The following is a 16,875-nucleotide window of genomic DNA, read 5'->3' as shown; positions in this document are numbered from 1 at the left end:
ACACCCAGGGGATCCGCTACACCCACCCGCTCCCCGACCGCATCGGCAAGCGGTTCGTCGGCACGATCGAGCCGTCGCTCGCCGGGCAGGTGCACGTGGAGAGCGTGGACGGCCCGCTCGGCAAGGAGATCCAGGCCGTCGTGCCGGTCTTCGCCGAGGGCGACAGCGGCCCCGTGGAGGCCCTGGTGTCCGCGGGCCTGACCGTCGAGAACGTCAGCGGCCTCGTCGACCGGCAGCTGCCCGTGATCCTCGGCGCCAGCGCGGCCGGCCTGGCCCTGGGCACGGCGGGCGCCGCCCTGATCAGCAACCGCCTGCGCCGGCAGACCCGCGGCCTCGGCCCGCTCGAGATGACCCGCATGTACGAACACCACGACGCGGTGCTGCACGCGGTGCGGGAGGGCGTGTTGATCACGGACCGCGACGGCCGGCTCCTCCTCGCGAACGACGAGGCGAAACGCCTCCTGGGTCTGCCACCCGACGCCGAGGGGCGGCACATCCGCGAGCTCGCCGAACTCGACGGCAACCTCGCCGACCTGGTGCTGTCAGGGCGCGAGGCGACCGACGAGGTGCTGGAGGCCGGGGAGCGGCTGCTGGTCATCAACCAGCGGCCCACCCGGCCCCGCGGCCGCCCCGAGGGCATGGCGGTCACCATCAGGGACTCCACGGAGATGCGGGTGCTCAGCACGCGGGCCGAGGCGGCTCGGAGGCGGCTGCGGCTGCTGTACGACGCCGGCGTCGGCGTCGGCACGACCCTGGACGTGGAGCGGACGGCCCAGGAGCTCGCCGACGTGGCGGTGCCGCGGTTCGCCGACTTCGCGACCGTCGACCTGGCGGAGCCGGTCCTGCGGGGCGACGAGCCCACCGCCGCACCGGGCGACCTGCGCCGCACCGGCATCAGCGGCATCCGCGACGACATCCCGCTCTACCCGCGCGGCCGGGTGATCGACTTCCTGCCGTCCACACCGCAGGCGCGGGGCCTGAGCAGCGGCAGGGCCGAGGTCATCGCCGACCTGGAGAAGGCGCCCGGCTGGTACGCGCAGGACCCGCCGCGCGCCCAGGCCGTCATCGACTACGGCATCCATTCGCTGATCACGGCGCCCCTCAAGGCCCGCGGGGTGGTCCTCGGCGTGGTCAACTTCTGGCGCTCCGAGAAACCCGAGCCGTTCGACGAGGAGGACCTGTCGCTGGCGGAGGAGCTGGTGGCCCGGGCCGGCGTCAGCATCGACAACGCGCGCCGCTACACCCGCGAGCACGCCGTGGCCATCACCCTCCAGCACAGCCTGCTGCCCCGGGACCTGCCGGAGCAGAGTGCCGTGGAGGTGGCCCACTACTACCTGCCCGCGCAGTCGGGGGTGGGCGGTGACTGGTTCGACGTGATCCCGCTGCCGGCCGGGCGCGTCGCGCTCGTCGTCGGCGACGTCGTCGGGCACGGCCTGCACGCGGCGGCCGCCATGGGCCGGCTCCGCACGGCCGTCCTGAACTTCTCCTCCCTGGACCTCCCTCCGGACGAGCTGCTCGCCCGCCTCGACGACCTGGTGCAGTACACCGACCAGAACGGCGAGGGCGGCGGCGCCGAAGGCGGCCTCCTCGGCGCCACCTGCCTGTACGCCGTCTACGACGCGGTGGCGCGGCGCTGCACCGTGGCGCGCGCGGGGCACGTGCCGCCGCTCGTGGTGCACCCGGACGGCCGGGTGGAGGCGCCCGAGCTGCCGGCCGGCGCGCCGCTGGGCCTGGGCGGGTTCCCGTTCGAGGCGGCGGAACTGGACCTGGCCGAGGGGAGCCGGCTGGTCCTGTACACGGACGGGCTGATCGAGGACCGCGCCCGGGACATCGACGAAGGGCTCGACCTGCTGCGCGGTGCCCTGTCCCGCGCCGGCCGGAGCCCGGCGGACACCGTGCGGGCGGTCCTCGCCGAGCTGCTGCCGGTGCGGGCCCGCGACGACGTCGCCCTGCTCGTCGCCCGTACGTCGTCGCTGTCGGCCGACCGGATCGCCGAATGGGACGTGCCGTACGAGCCGAGCGCGGTGGGGCAGCTGCGGGCCGCCGCGACCGCGAAGCTGGAGGAGTGGGGGCTTCAGGAGCTGGTGTTCAGCACGGAGCTGGTGCTCAGCGAGCTGATCACGAACGCGATCCGGCACGGCGCCGAGCCGGTCCGCGTACGACTCCTGCGGGACCGGGTGCTGACCTGCGAGGTCTTCGACGGCAGCAGCAGCTCCCCGCGCCTGCACTACGCGACGACGACGGACGAGGGAGGCCGCGGGCTGTTCCTCGTCGCCCAGCTGAGCCGGCGGTGGGGGGCCCGGTACACGCCCGAGGGGAAGGTCATCTGGTCGGAGCAGCAGATCCCGGACCTGGGGGAAGGCACCGGGGGCCTGGCGGCGGACGCCGCGGCCGTGGACGCTGCGGGCGCGGCGGGCTTCGGCGACGCCGCCGGCTCCCCCGGGCCTGCGGGGCGCGTCGCGGGGGCGTAGGCCGGTGGTGGGACCCTCCTGAGGCGAGCACGACGCGTCCGCCCGGAAGATCGGACCGGGTCACCTCGGTGGGTGGGGCGCCCCTTCCAGGCATGACCGCAGCTGTTCCTTCATGGGCGGGACGGATGCGGCGTCGCACGACATGACCACGACGAGTCCGCCGCGTTCCGCGCCCTCGGGCTTCCGCATGAAGGACCATCGCCGTCCGGCCCGCAGCAGAGTGGCGAAGAGCAGCCGCTGTCCGCGGACGTCTCCCGGCAGCACTTCGTCCGCGGCCTCGATGATCAGTACGTGGTGGTCCGTGGACAGCCACGTCAGGTCACGCAGACAGTCTGAGAGGGCGTGCCAGTTCCAGCCGAAGTAGTCGGGCAGCCGCAGAGCGTCGTAGAACTGCTGGAAGACGGCGTCCGCGTCGCGCATCTCGCGACCGTCGAGACGCGCCACGTACGTCCTGCCGGTGCGGGGAAGCAGCAGGTCGACGGGTAGAGCGGCCGGTTCCGAAACCACGTGGAACCAGGGCACAGCGTGCACCGCCACCCTCCCTCCGGGCCCTCGACGGCCGCCGAGGCCGGCGGCAGAGCTGCACAGTGTAGGCCGAACTGAACGCCCTGGGGGCGCGTGCGGCCCTCCTCAGCGGATGCCGTACCGTGCGGCCGCGCCGTCGAGGATGAGGCCGAGTCCCTCCTCGAAGTGGGCGTCGTAGTCCTCGAACAGGTGCGGTCCGGCGGCCGCCGCCAGGGGGTGGGCGGCCAGTCGCTTGCTGCGCTCGGCGACGTCGCAGCCCTCGCGGCGCTCGCCCGGCACGGGGTGGACGCCCTGCTCCTCGGTGACGAAGCCGAGCGTGTACAGGAAGGCGGTGGTGAGCGTGCGGACCGCCTGGGGCAGCTCGAAGCCCGCTTCGACCAGGACCCGGAGTTGGGCGTCGACGTGTTCGGCGTGGTCGGTCCCGGAGAAGCGCGAGCCGCTGAAGACGCGGGCGCCGTCGCGGTAGGAGAGCAGCGCGCGGCGCAGGGCGCGGTTCGCGGCAAGGAGCTGATCGCGCCAGGGGGGGCCGGCCGGGCCGGCCGCCTCCGGTTCGTGGCCGGCGTCGCCGGCCGTCATGCGGCGGACCATTTCCGTCGCCATCTCGTCGATGAGTTCCTGCTTGTTCTTGAAGTGCCAGTAGAGCGCCGGGGCCTTGACGTCCAGCTCGGCGGCGATGGCGCGCAGGGTGAGCTTCTCCAGGCCCTTCTCGTTCAGCAGGCGCAGCGCCGCTTCGGCGACCGTGGTGCGGCTCAGGGGCGGGACGCGCGGTGGTGTGCGGTCGGGCTTGGGGGTCATCGCTGCCTCTCTTCGGGCTGCTGCTTCCGGGGGTTGACAGCTTAACAACGTTAAGGACACACTTTTGAACATGCGTTCCTTAACGTCGTTAAGGAACGTGTCTTACCAGGCACGCACACGCACGCTCATGCGGGATCGGATGGGAACGGGGGCACGGAGATGGACGCGTGCGGGGTGGCGGACACGGTCGGCGGCGCGGAAGCCGGGAGGGGGCCGGGCAGGGGGTGGCCCGAGGCGGAACCGGCGGGCAGCGGGGTGCTGGTCGTCGGGGCCGGGCCGACCGGGCTCGCGCTGGCCTGCGACCTCGCGCGCCGCGGTGTGCGGCCGCTGGTCGTCGAGCGCTCGGCGGGCTTGTTCCCGGGCTCGCGGGGCAAGGGCATCCAGCCGCGCACGCTGGAGGTGTTCGAGGACCTCGGCATCCTCGGGGCGGTCCTCGACCGGGGCGGGCCGGCGCCGGTGGGAATGGCCTGGAGGGAAGGGGTGCGGCTGGGCGAGCACCGCATGTTCGAAGAGGTCGCGCCCACCGAGCAGGCGCCGTATGCGGAGCCGTGGCTGGTCCCGCAGTGGGCGACGCAGGAAGTGCTGCTGGCCCGGCTGCACGAGTGGGGAGGCGAGGTGTCGTTCGGAACCACGCTTGCCGGTCTGGCACAGGACGCTGCGGGGGTGACCGCGGAGCTGACCGGTGCAGACGGAGCGCCGCGGACCGTGCGCGTGCGGTACGCGGTCGGCGCCGACGGCGGCCGGTCCACGGTCCGCCGGCTCACCGGGGTCGGGATGACCGGGGAACGCGTGGACCCCGCCCCCCTGGTCGTCGCCGACGTCGCGATCGACGGGCTCGATCGCGACAACTGGCACCTGTTCGCGCCCGCCGAGGACGGCAGCCGGGGGTACGCAGCCCTGTGCCCCCTCCCCCACACCGAGCTGTTCCAGTTCGTGGGGCAGTACAGCGGGGGCCGCGCCGAGCCCGCGGAGGGCGAAGTCCGGGCCCTGATAGCCCGCCTCACACACATACGCGCGGAGGACGTCCGCGAGGTGCGCTGGGCCTCCGACTTCACGGTCAACGCCGCGCTGGCCGACCGGTTCGGCGAGGGCCGGGTCTTCCTCGCGGGGGACGCCGCCCACATCCACTCCCCCGCCGGCGGGCAGGGGCTCAACACCAGCGTGCAGGACGCCTACAACCTGGGCTGGAAGCTGGCCGCGGTCCTTCTCGACGGGGCCCCCGAGACCCTGCTCGGCACGTACGAGCAGGAGCGGCGGCCGCAGGCCGCCGAGATGCTCGGCCTGTCGACCCGGATCCACCGGGGGCAGGACCGCCGCGGCGCAGCCACCCGGCAGCTCGGCATACACCTGCGGGAGTCGCCGCTGAGCCGGGAGACCCGGGACGGGCTGCCGGAGGGCGCCCTCGTCGCGGGCGACCGTGCGCCCGACGGGCGGCGCGACGGCATACGGCTCTTCGACCTCTACCGGGGCCCCCACTTCACCCTGCTCGCCGTCGACACCGACCTGCCCGGGGAGCTGCCACCGCTGCCGCGCCTGCGGACGGCCCGCATCGGTGCCTACGCGGCCTACGGCCGGGGACTGTTCCTCATACGCCCCGACGGGTACGTCGCCTGGGCGGGCAGCTCCGCGGCGGACGCATACGACCTCACCCACTGGGCGGCATGGTTCGCGACGCCCACCGGCCGCACCGCCACCCCGGCGCCGGCCTGCCCCTGAACGGTCCCCGCGGGGACCCCGGGCGGGGGCAGGTCGGAGGGGGTGCGTACGCTTCCCCCTTTGGGTCAGGGGAGGGAATGTTCGTGCAGGTCAGCAGACGTTCGGTGCTCGCCGCTGCGGGAGCGGCCGTCATCGTGCCCACCGCTGCGGGATGCCTGCCGGCGCGGTGGGGCAGCCGGGAGGACGAGGGGTACACCGGGCCGGTGGCCGCGGCGCTCGGCGCGGAAGGGCACACGGTGGTCGTCGGGAATCCGGGGGCGCCGGTGACCGTCCGGGTCTACGAGGACCCGAGCTGCCCCGGATGCGCCGAGTTCCAGACGGAGGGAAGCGGACCGCGGCTGCGCAGGATGGCTGCCGACGGCGACGTCCAGGTGCACTACGTCCTGGGGTCGTTCCTCGGGAACGGCTCCAAACGGGCGGTCAACGCACTGCGGGCCTCCCTGGACAAGGGGAAGTTCGCCGAGCTGCACGAGGTGCTGCACCGAGGGCAGGCGACGGCGAAGAAGCGCGGCGGATTCACCGGCGACAGGCTGCTCTCCCTCGCCTCGTCCGTGGACGGGCTGCGCGACGCCGGCTTCGACGAGGCCGTGCGCACCGGCAAGCACCGGGAGTTCGTCGAGGCGGCCGACCGGGCCGTGAGCAGCTCGTGGATCAAGGCCACACCGGCTCTGGAGGTCGACGGGCGGCCCGTGGGCAAGGGCGACCAGGACGTCCTCGACGACCCGGACGCCCTGGCCCGGTACCTGCGGCGGGCACGGCAGCGTTCGGCACGGGGCTGAGGCCGGGCGCCTGCCGCGTGGACAGCGGCTCCCGCCCTCAGGTGTGGCCGTCCGCGTAGTAGCGCTCGATGACCTGGAGCAGGGCCACGTCGTCCTCGTACCGGCCACTCTCGAACTCGGGCGAGTGCTTCACCTGGTCCCGGGAGGCCGACAGGTGCACCGTCTCGTTCGCCTCGTCGACGCGGGCGACAAGGGAGGCGGGCACCACCACGTGCCGGCCGAAGATCCACGGGCCGGTGTCCACCACGATGAACTGCCGGCCCACGTACTCGCTGTGCCTGTCGATCTTGCCGATGTGGCCGTCGGAGGCGTCGACCTTGTACCCGACGAACCGGGCCATGTCCGTTCCGGCCATGGGGCGTCCCCTTCCCTGCGCGTCTCGGGTGCCAGCGCCTACCCCGGGCCGCGCCCGGCATGCCACCCGGTCCGCCCGGCCGGGTGGCGGTCAGGTGCGGAAGGGGCCGGTGACCTCGTAGGTGATGCCGCCGGAGGAGCTGCCGGTCGTGCCGCGCTGGCTGGAGAAGTACAGGCGGTCGCCGGCCGGCGAGAATGCGGGGCCGCAGATTTCGGAGGCGGACTGGCCGGTGATCCGCAGGAACGGTGCGACCACGTCGTCGGGGGTGATCACGCAGATCTCCATGGTGCCGCCGTCCTCGGCCACGTACAGGTCGCCGAAGGAGGAGCCCGTGACGTTGTCCACGCCCGTCAGCGGGGCGCCGCCGCCGACCACGAGGGAGTCGTCGTAGGCCAGCTCGTAGGTGTTGGTCGAGAGGTTGAGCTGCCAGACCCGGTTGTCGCCCTTGGTGGTGAACCAGACCGTGTTGTTGGCGTAGTGGCAGCCCTCGCCGCCGCTGAAGCGCTTGGCGCCCGAGACCTGGTTGCGGGTCGCGGTCGGGGAGCCGTCCGGGTCCGGGACGTTCTGCCAGGTGAAGGAGCCGGAGGTGCCGGAGCCGGCCTTGAGGACCTGGAGGGTGCCGGAGGAGAGGTCGCCCCAGGTGGTGGGGAGGAAGCGGTAGAAGCAGCCGTCCGACTCGTCCTCCGTCAGGTAGACCGCCTGGCGGACCGGGTCCGCGGCCGCCGCCTCGTGCTTGAACCGGCCCATCGCGGGCCGTCGGACGGCCGCGTTCACACCCCACGGGTCGGCCTCGTACACGTAGCCGAGGCTGACCTCCTCGCAGGAGAGCCAGGTGTTCCACGGCGTTTTGCCGCCCGCGCAGTTCTGGCGGGTGCCGGAGAGGATGCGGTATGCGGAGGTGATGGTGCCCGACGAGTCGAAGCGGACCGCACCGGCGCCGCCCGAGGGGTTGACCTCCGAGTTGGAGACGTAGATCCAGCCGGTGCCGTCGGCGTAACAGGCGCCGCCGTCGGGGGCGCTGTGCCAGGTGTAGGAGGTGCCGGGGACGGTCTGCCCCGACCGGGCGATGACCCGGCTGGTGAAACCGGCAGGCAGCATGATGCCGTTGGCGTCGGCCGCGCCGAGCGCTCCGTACGGGCCGGCGCCCGGCTGGGCCGGGGCGGCGTACGCGGCGCCGTGCATGAGCGTGCCGCCGAAGGCCGCGGCGGACGTGCCGACGACGGCGCCGCGCAGGAAGGTACGACGTTCCACGGTCACTCCTCGAAAAGGGGACGCCCCGAGCCCGGTCGGGTCGGGGGGCGGGGTGGGGGGCGGAGCGGTGAGCGGGGTGGTGGCGCCGAGGACGGTACGGGCCGCGCGTGGCAGGCGGGTCAACGCGGGGTGTCGTGGGGGCGGCCGCTGCCGGTCCTCCGGGCGTCGCGCGGCGCCACCCTACCCCTCGGCCTGTCAGATACATGTCATTACATTGGCCGTCCCGGAATCCCGCGCCCCCGTCCTCACTCGGATAGGGTGCGGTGCGCATCGAACGTGCAGGACTTGGGAGCAGCAAGGTGATGAACGGTCAGCATCCGCACGGGGGCGGCGGCACGGAAGGCACCGGCAAACCCGTGCACTTCGAGCCGCTGGGACCGGATGACCCCGCCACCGTCGCGGGATACCGCATCGCGGCCCGGCTCGGCGCCGGCGGCATGGGCAAGGTGTACCTCTCGCACACGCCGGGCGGACGCCCGGTCGCGGTCAAGATGATCCGGCCCGAGTTCGCCGAAGACCCCGAATTCCGCAGGCGCTTCGCGCAGGAGATCCGCTCCGCGCAGCGCGTCCAGGGCTTGTTCACCGCTCCCGTCATCGACGCCGACACCGACGGCCCGCACCCGTGGCTGGCCACCGCCTACGTGCCCGGCCCCTCCCTGGCGGCCGCCGTGTCCGCACACGGGGCACTGCCCGTCGAGACCGTGCTGCTGCTGGTCGCCGGCATCGCGGAGGCGCTCCAGGTCATCCACGGCGCCGGCATCGTGCACCGCGACCTGAAGCCGTCGAACGTGCTGCTGGCCGCCGACGGACCGCGCGTCATCGACTTCGGCATCGCCCACGCCGCCGACGCGACCTCCCTCACCGGCAGCGGCGTAGCCGTCGGCACGCCCGCCTTCATGGCGCCGGAGCAGGCGGCGGGCCGCGGGATCGGCCCGGCGACCGACGTCTTCGCGCTCGGGCAGGTCGCCGCGTACGCCGCCGCCGGCGCGCCGGCGTTCGGGGAGGGCGCCTCCCACGGGGTGCTGTACCGCATCGTCCACGAGGAGCCGGACCTCTCCGGGGTGCCGGAACGGCTGTCCGAACTCGTCACCCGCTGCCTGGCCAAGGACCCGGCCGACCGGCCGACCGTGGCCGAGGTCATCGCCCTGTGCCAGTCCGCGAACGACGCCACCACGCTGCGCCGGGCCGAGGACTGGCTGCCCGCCGCGGTCACCGCGGAGATCACCGCGCGGTCCGCGACCCCGGCCGCCGCACCCGCCACGCCCGCCTCTCCCGCGACGGCGCCGGCGACCGCGCCGGCCGCCCCGGCGCACCCGCCGACCGCCCCCGCAGGCGTGGCCCACCAGCCCACCGCCCCGGGTGGCGTGGCCCACCAGCCGACCTCCCCCGCGGGCGTCCCGTACACACCCCCGCCTGCGGCTGTCCCGCCGCAGGCCCCCACGGCTCCCCCGGCCCACCCGCCGCAGCACGGGTACCAGCCCGCCGGCCCTTACACGGCCCCGCAGTTCGCCCCCGCGCACCCGCACCCCTCTCACACCGGGCAGTTCCAGGTCCCGCCGGCGTCCGGCGCGCAGCGCAAGCCGCGCGGCGCCGTCGTGGTGGCGCTGGCCATCGGCTTCGCCGTGGCCGTCAGCGCCGTCGGCTACAACGTGATCAAGGGGAAGGACGGCGGCTCCCAGGCCACCGGCAGCAGCGCCGGTGCGAACGGCAGCGGGAGCGGCGGGAGCTCGGGGTCGGCGGCCAAGCCGTCCGGCGCCGCGACCCGGCCCGATCCGCAGCCCGCCGAGTACAAGGGCATCGACCTCGTGGCGGGCTACCACCTGACCCTGGGCGACGAGAACCTCCGCCCGCAGAAGGGCGAGGACGGCGGCTACGAGCTCTCGTACGACACGGGCAACTACCTCGACGCGGAGACCCAGGGCGGATCGCTCGTCCTGCTCGACCCCGGCCAGGAGGGATCGCTCGCCACCTGCCGGGCCGACACCCGGTTCACGCAGAACGTGAAGACCAACCAGCTGGGGACGGGCCGTCAGGTCTGCGTGACGACCGGCAACGGCCACATCGGCCTGGTCACGGTGCGGGGCATCTCCCCGGAGGGCTCGCCGAGCAAGTACCTCACCCTGGACGTCACCGTCTGGCGGAACGCGACGGCAAGCTTCAACTCCCGCTGATCGCAGCGCCGTACAGCACCGCGTGGAAGGCCGGGGCCGCACCGCGGCCCCGGCCTTCCGTGTCGGCGAGCAGCTCCGAGCTCTGTCCGGCCGATCATGTACGGAGCCGGATGGCGAGGGCTGCGGCAGTCGGGGTCCCGAGGAAGACGCAGCCGCGCTTGTCGCCGCGGGTAGCCACGCTCTCCGGCTTGCTTGAGCCGGTTTTCCGCCCGTTCGACGGTGCCGCGCTTTCGGTGCGGGCGCCGGCGGCGTGCTGATGTGCCGGCCCGATGGCGGAGGCGACCGAGATCACCCCGCCCCGTGCTCACGGCGGCAACCCGGGCACGAGGCAGTCACACATGCGCGGCCGGACAGCTCCTAACGGTGTTGCCGCGGGAGCGGATGCGCCCGGCCCGGCAGGCGGCTCCCGGCGCCTGCGACGCCGTTCGGCTCCGTATCGCGGACGCGCAGGCGTCCGGGAGCGTGCGCGGCCGCGGCGGTGGCGTCGACGACCGCCCATCCCGCGTCTCCGTCGGCCGCGTCCAGTCGTACCAGCCGGTGGTCGGCCCGGCCGGTGATCATCACGGCGAGCAGGGCCACGTACTCGCGCCGCAGATCGGGCGGAAGTCCGCTGCCGCCGGGAACCTCCAGCACCGGCCTCGGGCTGTCGGCGAGGAGGGCGCAGGTGGCCTGGACGGTGCGGATGAGCGCCTCGAACCGTGCGCCGCCGAGGCGGGCCCGCAGGTCTACGAGGTAGGAGCCGAGTACGTCGCCCTCCGGGCCGTCGGGCGCCGGATCGTACGAGTGGTACGGATCCGACAGGTCGGACGGGTCGGCCGGACGCTGCTCGGTCACTTCCCCACCCCTCCCGGGCTGCATCGCCCGCCCCCAAGTCTAGGCCGAACGCCCTTGGCCACAGGCGCTCTTCGGCCACGATCCCGCGCTCACGACCGCTCGTGCGCCCCAGCGTGCGCCGTCCCGCCGGTCCCGTGGACCGTGCAACCGGCCGTGACTATGCCGCTCACATATTTGAGGTGAACACCTCGTGGTGTTTTTGGGATCAATTCACCATCTTCCCGTGGCCTACATTGACACTCCGCGCCCTTCTGGGGGTTAATTGCTTTACGGATGGCCGGAACCAGTCGCCGTGCGGCCGGTTCCTCCCCACTGACACCACCCTGACCGCGTGACGATTCTTCATGAGGGAGGAACGTTCCAGGTCGTGACGCCCGGGCGACCGACCGGGCGACCATTGGTGAATCAGACGTCTTTGGGGGGAGCCAAATGCCGCCGCTGCAGAATTTCTCCGTGCCGGATTTCCACCTGCCATTCGGCAACGCAAAGCACCCGCTGGCCGCGCGGGCAAACGCGGAAGCCACCTCGTGGGTGGTCCGCCACGAACTCGTCACGAGTGCCGTGGACCAGTTCGCGGGCATCGGCTGCGGCCATCTCGCCGGCCGGGTCAGCGGGGACGCGACCTATGAGCGGGTCCTGCTGCTCGCCCAGTGGATGGCCTGGTCGTTCGTCCTCGACGACCAGCACGACCACCTCATCAGGAAGGGCGAAGTCGCCGCCTGGCGGCCCGTGGTGGGCGCCATCACCGAATACCTCGACACGGGCCGCATCGCCGGCCCCGACCTCGCCCGCAACCCGCTGGTGAGCGGCTTCGCCGAGCTTTGCGACCGCATCCTGGCGGGACTGTCCCCGGACGCCGCGACCCGCTACCGCACCCACGTCCGGCTCGTCCTGGCCTCGCTTGACCAGGAGGCCGGCAACCGCGGCGGCAACGGGCGGCCGACCGTCGAGGAGTACATCCTCCTGCGCCGCCACAGCTCCCAGATCCTGCCCATGATGGACATGGTGGAGGCCGGCCTCGGCCTCGACCTGCCGCAGCACGTCCACGAGATGCGCGAGCTCCGGCAGCTCGTCGCGAGCGTCCTCGACGTCATCTCCTGGGGCAACGACGTCTTCTCCCTGCCGAAGGAGCACTCCTGCGGCGACACCAACAACCTCGTCTCCCTGGTCGCCGCCTGGGAGGGCCGCTCGCTGCCCGACGCCGTCCGCGCCGTCGAGCAGCGCATCCAGGTCCGCATAGAGGAGTACCTGGCCGGCCGCGCACGCCTCTTCGAGGTGCTCGACGCCGACCCCTCGACCGACGACCGGCTCCGGGACGCAGTCGCCCGGTACGTGCACAGCTGCGAAGACTGGATGATCGGCGCCGATCTGTGGCAGCGTTACGAGTGCACGCGGTACCGCGACGAACGCTTCGCGGCCGGGCTGGAGTCTGCCTACACCCGTCCGGACCTGGTATCGGTGGCATGACAGGGGGTCGGGCCATGGCACACGCAGCACCGGAGGCCACCGGGGTCCGGGCCCCGGTCGCGCCGGGGCGGTTACCGCTCCTCGGCCACGCCGTCCCCCTGTGGCGGGAGCCCATCGCCTTCCTGGAGTCCCTCCGGGACCACGGCGAGGTGGTCCGCCTCGACATCGGCACCTGGCCCGTCCACCTCCTGACCAGCCCCGAGCTGGTCCACGAGGTACTGGTCGCCAGGGCCGAGCGGTTCGGCCGCGGCCGCATCTTCGACCGGCTGCGGCCCGTCTTCGGCAACGGCATAGTGACGACCGACGGCGAGTTCCACCGCAAGCAGCGACGGATGATCCAACCCGCCTTCCACCGCAACCACATCGCCCGGTACGCGGAGACGATGAGCCGGCAGGCGGAGGCCATGGCCGCCTCCTGGGCGCCCGGGCAAGAGGTGTGCATCCTCACCGAGACCCGCCGCTACGCGGTGTCCTCGGTCGCCGAGATGGTCTTCTCCGGCGAGCTGAGCCGCCCCGCCGTCGACGAGGTGCACCGCTCGCTGCCCGTCGTCCTGGAGGGCATGCTGCTGCGCGCGGTCATGCCCAAGGCGCTGGACCGGCTGCCCATCCCGCCGAACGTGCGCTTCGACACGGCTGCCGAGCGCCTGCGCGCCGTCATCGACGACGTGATCCGCCAGTACGGGGAGCCCCAGCCGGAGGAGCGCCACGACCTGCTCACCCTGCTGATGTCGAGCACCGACCCCGAGACCGGCGCCGCGATGGCGCCCGAGCAGGTCCGGGACGAGGTCGTCTCGCTCCTCCTCGCCGGCACGGAGACCTCCGCGACCACCCTCGCGTGGGCGCTGTACGAGATCAGCCGCCACCCGGCCGTCGAGGAGCGGCTGCAGGCCGAGGTGGACTCCGTCGTCGGCGACCGGCCGGTCCGGCCCTCCGACCTGCCCGCGCTCGGCTACACGCGGCACGTCTTCCAGGAGGCGCTGCGGCTGCACTCCCCCCTGCTGTTCACCCGCCGCGCCCTCGCCCCGCTCACGCTCGGCGGGGTCGCGATCCCCGAGGGCGCCGAACTGGCCTACAGCCCGTACGCCCTGCACCGCGACCCGGCGCTCTTCCGCGATCCCCGGGTGTTCGATCCGGACCGCTGGCAGCCGGGCGCCGAGCAGCGGCCCAGGCCGCACCGGTACATCCCGTTCGGGGCCGGCCAGCACAAGTGCATCGGCGACACGTTCGGCGTCGCCGAGATCATGACCGCGATCGCGGCCGTCGCATCGCGGTGGCGGCTGACGCCCGCGCCCGGCGTCACCGTGCGGGAAGTGCCGGCCGGAATTCCGCAGCCCAGCGCCCTGCCCCTGATCCCGCTGCCCCGGCGCTGACGAGGATTGATCGTTTGCGCCCGCCCGGGGACGTCTTCCCGCCAATTCCTGATCAACGGTGGGCGCCGCCGTGAGCGGAGGGTACAGCATTGCACTCGCACGAGTGGCGAGATGCGGGAATACAACTTGAATCGAGAACATCTCGCCCCCCAGGGCCATACACTCGGCCGCACGCGCAGGAGGGGGCAACAAGAATGTCGTATGCCGCTGAACCCAGAGGAGGGGCGTCCCGGCCCCTCCTCGAGCGGGAGTCCGAAATCCTGGCGATCCAGCGCGCCGTGGACGATCTGTGCGGAGGGTCCGACCTCGGCTCGGCCACCCGCCGCGGAGGCGTCCTGACCTTCGCGGGATCGGCAGGCATAGGCAAGACCACCCTGTTGGCCGAGGCCCGGCGGCACGCCGCCGAGCGGGGCTGCACCGTGCTCTTCGCACGCGGCGGCGAACAGGAGAAGCAGGTTCCGTTCCACGTCATGCGCCAGCTCATCCAGCCGGCGTACGCGGCCATGACGGAAGGGGAACGGCGCGACTCGCTGGGCGCCTGGTACGACATCGTCGCGCCGGCGCTCGGCCTGACCGCCGCCGCCCAGGGCCCCGCGGCGCCCGACCCGCAAGGCGTCCGCGACGGCCTGGACTGGGTCGTCACCCAACTGTCGGTGCGCAACGCACCGGTGGTGCTCGTCCTCGACGACGCGCACTGGGCGGACGCGGAGTCCCTGGCCTGGCTCACGTCCTTTGCGGCGCGGGCCGAAGAACTCGCCATGCTGATCATCGTGGCGTGCAGGCCGGACGAGATCCCGGCCGACGCCGCGTTCCTGCGCGCCCTCATGGGGCGCCGCGGGACCCGCCCGCACGAGCTGGCACCGCTGACGACCGGCGCGGTGGCGCGGATCGTGCGCGACGCCCTCGGCTCCGGCGCGGACGACATGTTCTGCCGCGAATGCTGGGCGATCACGGCCGGAAACCCCTTCGAGGTCGTCGAGTTGGCGATGAAGGGCCGCGACCAGGGGCTCAAGCCGAACCAGGACAACATCCCGGAGCTGCGCGACCTCGCGTCCGCCGTCAAGGGCAGCGGCCTCATCGACCGCCTGGAGCAGCTCGGCCCCTCCACGGTCCGGCTCGCCTGGGCCGCCGCGGTCCTGGGCAACGCGGTACCGGCCGGCACCGTCGCGAGCGTCGCCGCCCTCGGCGAGGCGCAGGCCTCCGAGGCCATCTCGCAGCTGCGGGCCGCCCGCATCCTGACCGTCCTGACCGGGCTGCGCACCAAGGAGGTCGTGGAGTTCTACCACCCGCTCATCGCGACGGCCGTGTACCGGTCCATCCCGCCCGGCGTGCGGGTCGCGATGCACGGCATGGCCGCCCAGGCCCTCATCGACGGCGGGTACGGCGCCTCGGCCGCCGCACGGCATTTACTGGAGATGCACCCCGAGGGCGACCCGTGGGTCGTGCAGCAGCTGCGCCTGACAGCCAACGAGAGCTTCGCAGCCGGTGCGCCCGACGCGGCACGCCGCTACCTGGCGCGGGCGCTGCGCGAACCCCCGGAGCCGGAGGACCGGGCGCAGGTGCTGTTCGAGCTCGGCGCCGCGAACCTCCTCCACGACCCGATGACCACCATCAACCAGCTGCGGACGGCACTGGAGGAGCCGAAGACCGAGCCGACGCTGCGCGAGGCGATCACCTACCGCCTCGCCCAGGCGCTCGCGCACACGGGCCAGCTCGCGGAGGCCGTCGGCCTGCTCGACGACGAGGCACGCAGGTCGACCAGCGCCCGGACCCGGCTGCGCATGCAGGCCGAGCAGTTCAAGTGGAACTCGGTCCGCGGAGACGAGGAGAACTCGCCCGCCCGGTCGCGGCTGCTCGCCCAGTTCGCCAAGCGGCTCGTCGGCCGCGGTCTGGCCGAGCGGCACATCCTGGGCCTGCGCGCCTGGGACGCCGCCATGCGCGGTGAACCCGTGGGCACCGCCCTCGACTTCGCGGAGCAGGCGCTCGACGGCGGCATGAGCTGGACCGACCAGGACTTCGGTTTCGAGGTGCCGGTCGTCGTCGCGGTCACCCTCATGTACTGCGACCAGCCGGGCCGGGCGGAGGAGCTCTTCAACAGCGGCATCCTGGAGTTCGAGGCGAAGGGCTGGCGCGGCACGCACCTGTCGTTCGTGTACACGCTGCTCGGCTACGTCCGCTACCGGCGCGGCCGGCTCGCCGAGGCCGAGGACTTCGTCCGCAACGGCCTGGAAATCGCCAACCGCATCGGGCAGGACAACCCGGCCCAGTGGTACGCGGTGGGCACGCTGGTCGAGACGCTCCTCGCCCGCGGGAACCTCGCCGAGGCGCAGAAGGTGGCGCGCAACTACCGGCTGGGCGAGGGCTTCCCGCAGGCCATCGTCTATCCGGATCCGCAGACGGTCTTCGGCAGGCTGCTGCTGGCGCAGGGGCGCGTGGAGGAGGCCGAGCGGCAGCTCGCGGAAGCGGGCCGGCGCCTGGACCTGCGCGGTACGCGGAACCCGTCGTGGAGTTCGTGGCAGCTCGACCTGGCGTTGGCGCAGGCCACGCACGACACCGGGCTGGCGCGGGCCACCGCGGACGAGGCCGTGGCCCGGGCGCGTGCCTTCGGGGCGGCGAGCATCATCGAGCAGGCGCTGCGCGTGCAGGCTGCCACTGTGGAGCCGGCGCAGGCGGCCGTACTGCTGGAGGAGGCGGTGGCCCATCTGGAACAGTCGCCGGCGGCGTGCGAGTTCGCGCACGCGCTCGTCGACCACGGCACGGTGCTGCAGACGATGGGCGATCCGCACCGGGCGGCGCAGCAGCTGTACCGGGGCATGGAGGGTGCCGCCGCATGCGGTGCGGACGCTCTCGCGGACCGGGCGCGCGGCCTGCTGGCCTCGGCCGGTCTGCGCCCGCGCCGTCTGCACACCTCCGAGCAGGACACGCTGACGGTGGCGGAGGCCGGGGCCGCGCGGCACGCGGCGCGGGGACTCGACAACGCGGCGATCGCCAAGGAGATGCGCATGGATCCCGCGGCAGTCGGCGAGCTGCTGTCGGCGGTCTTCACCAAGCTGGGGACCAACCGGACGGGTTTGAGCCGGGCCCTCGGAATGTGACGGGCGGGCGCCCGCACGGCGCGCCCCGCGCGCCCCCGACAGGGGG

12 protein-coding genes are annotated in these 16,875 nt (G+C 73.3%); 7 read left to right on the top strand and 5 right to left on the bottom strand.

The window, feature by feature from the left end; genetic code table 11:
- Positions 1 to 2,471: SpoIIE family protein phosphatase (locus IE170_RS01595; RefSeq protein WP_229884546.1), on the top strand; the 2,471-nt coding region annotated here is incomplete at its 5' end.
- 60 nt (positions 2,472 to 2,531) lie between these two features.
- Here IE170_RS01595 and IE170_RS01590 read toward each other — a convergent pair.
- Both IE170_RS01590 and IE170_RS01585 read right to left on the bottom strand, forming a co-directional pair.
- Entirely contained in the window at positions 2,532 to 3,002 is a 471-nt protein-coding gene (locus IE170_RS01590; RefSeq protein ID WP_229884545.1) for a barstar family protein, read from the bottom strand.
- A gap of 99 nt (positions 3,003 to 3,101) precedes the next feature.
- The gene (locus IE170_RS01585; RefSeq protein WP_189807459.1) at positions 3,102 to 3,791 is read right to left on the bottom strand and encodes a TetR/AcrR family transcriptional regulator C-terminal domain-containing protein; all 690 of its coding nucleotides are present in this window, start codon (positions 3,789 to 3,791) and stop codon (positions 3,102 to 3,104) included.
- Positions 3,792 to 4,046: 255 nt separating this feature from the next.
- Here IE170_RS01585 and IE170_RS01580 point away from each other — a divergent pair, with 255 nt between their 5' ends.
- Together IE170_RS01580 and IE170_RS01575 are read left to right on the top strand one after the other, a co-directional pair.
- On the top strand, positions 4,047 to 5,507 hold the full coding sequence (locus IE170_RS01580; protein WP_229884559.1) for an FAD-dependent monooxygenase: 1,461 nt from the start codon (positions 4,047 to 4,049) through the stop codon (positions 5,505 to 5,507).
- Positions 5,508 to 5,590: 83 nt separating this feature from the next.
- Positions 5,591 to 6,286 (top strand): DsbA family protein, encoded by a 696-nt coding sequence (locus IE170_RS01575; protein ID WP_189807457.1) that lies wholly within the window; start codon positions 5,591 to 5,593, stop codon positions 6,284 to 6,286.
- A 37-nt stretch (positions 6,287 to 6,323) separates the two neighbouring features.
- On the opposite strand, the gene IE170_RS01570 is transcribed toward IE170_RS01575, so the two are convergent.
- Both IE170_RS01570 and IE170_RS01565 read right to left on the bottom strand, forming a co-directional pair.
- On the bottom strand, positions 6,324 to 6,641 hold the full coding sequence (locus tag IE170_RS01570; protein ID WP_189807456.1) for a PRC-barrel domain containing protein: 318 nt from the start codon (positions 6,639 to 6,641) through the stop codon (positions 6,324 to 6,326).
- Positions 6,642 to 6,731: 90 nt separating this feature from the next.
- Positions 6,732 to 7,892 (bottom strand): alkaline phosphatase PhoX, encoded by a 1,161-nt coding sequence (locus tag IE170_RS01565; RefSeq protein WP_189807455.1) that lies wholly within the window; start codon positions 7,890 to 7,892, stop codon positions 6,732 to 6,734.
- A gap of 302 nt (positions 7,893 to 8,194) precedes the next feature.
- Here IE170_RS01565 and IE170_RS01560 point away from each other — a divergent pair, with 302 nt between their 5' ends.
- On the top strand, positions 8,195 to 10,063 hold the full coding sequence (locus tag IE170_RS01560) for a serine/threonine-protein kinase (RefSeq protein ID WP_189807454.1): 1,869 nt from the start codon (positions 8,195 to 8,197) through the stop codon (positions 10,061 to 10,063).
- Positions 10,064 to 10,420: 357 nt separating this feature from the next.
- On the opposite strand, the gene IE170_RS01555 is transcribed toward IE170_RS01560, so the two are convergent.
- On the bottom strand, positions 10,421 to 10,897 hold the full coding sequence (locus IE170_RS01555) for a hypothetical protein (protein ID WP_189807453.1): 477 nt from the start codon (positions 10,895 to 10,897) through the stop codon (positions 10,421 to 10,423).
- A gap of 453 nt (positions 10,898 to 11,350) precedes the next feature.
- On the opposite strand from IE170_RS01555, the gene IE170_RS01550 reads away from it, so the two are divergent.
- The 3 genes from IE170_RS01550 (at position 11,351) to IE170_RS01540 (ending at position 16,829) form a co-directional block, all read left to right on the top strand.
- Complete coding sequence (locus tag IE170_RS01550; protein ID WP_229884544.1) at positions 11,351 to 12,364, top strand: terpene synthase family protein; 1,014 nt, start codon at positions 11,351 to 11,353, stop codon at positions 12,362 to 12,364.
- A 14-nt stretch (positions 12,365 to 12,378) separates the two neighbouring features.
- Positions 12,379 to 13,734: a cytochrome P450 gene (locus tag IE170_RS01545; RefSeq protein ID WP_189807451.1), complete on the top strand. Its 1,356-nt coding sequence runs from the start codon at positions 12,379 to 12,381 to the stop codon at positions 13,732 to 13,734.
- Positions 13,735 to 13,928: 194 nt separating this feature from the next.
- Positions 13,929 to 16,829: an ATP-binding protein gene (locus IE170_RS01540; protein ID WP_189807450.1), complete on the top strand. Its 2,901-nt coding sequence runs from the start codon at positions 13,929 to 13,931 to the stop codon at positions 16,827 to 16,829.
- Positions 16,830 to 16,875 lie beyond the last annotated feature (46 nt).

This window comes from Streptomyces toxytricini, from assembly GCF_014649915.1.
Classification (GTDB): Bacteria; Actinomycetota; Actinomycetes; order Streptomycetales; family Streptomycetaceae; genus Streptomyces; species Streptomyces toxytricini.
This window is presented reverse-complemented; position numbering and strand designations above follow the sequence as displayed.

What these genes read in the sequence shown, in the direction of transcription:
- IE170_RS01540 (WP_189807450.1), top strand. Translation starts at nt 13,929, where the DNA reads ATGTCGTATGCCGCTGAACCCAGAGGAGGGGCGTCCCGGCCCCTCCTC.
- IE170_RS01560 (WP_189807454.1), top strand. Translation starts at nt 8,195, where the DNA reads ATGAACGGTCAGCATCCGCACGGGGGCGGCGGCACGGAAGGCACCGGC.
- IE170_RS01570 (WP_189807456.1), bottom strand. Translation starts at nt 6,641, where the DNA reads ATGGCCGGAACGGACATGGCCCGGTTCGTCGGGTACAAGGTCGACGCC.
- IE170_RS01585 (WP_189807459.1), bottom strand. Translation starts at nt 3,791, where the DNA reads ATGACCCCCAAGCCCGACCGCACACCACCGCGCGTCCCGCCCCTGAGC.
- IE170_RS01545 (WP_189807451.1), top strand. Translation starts at nt 12,379, where the DNA reads ATGGCACACGCAGCACCGGAGGCCACCGGGGTCCGGGCCCCGGTCGCG.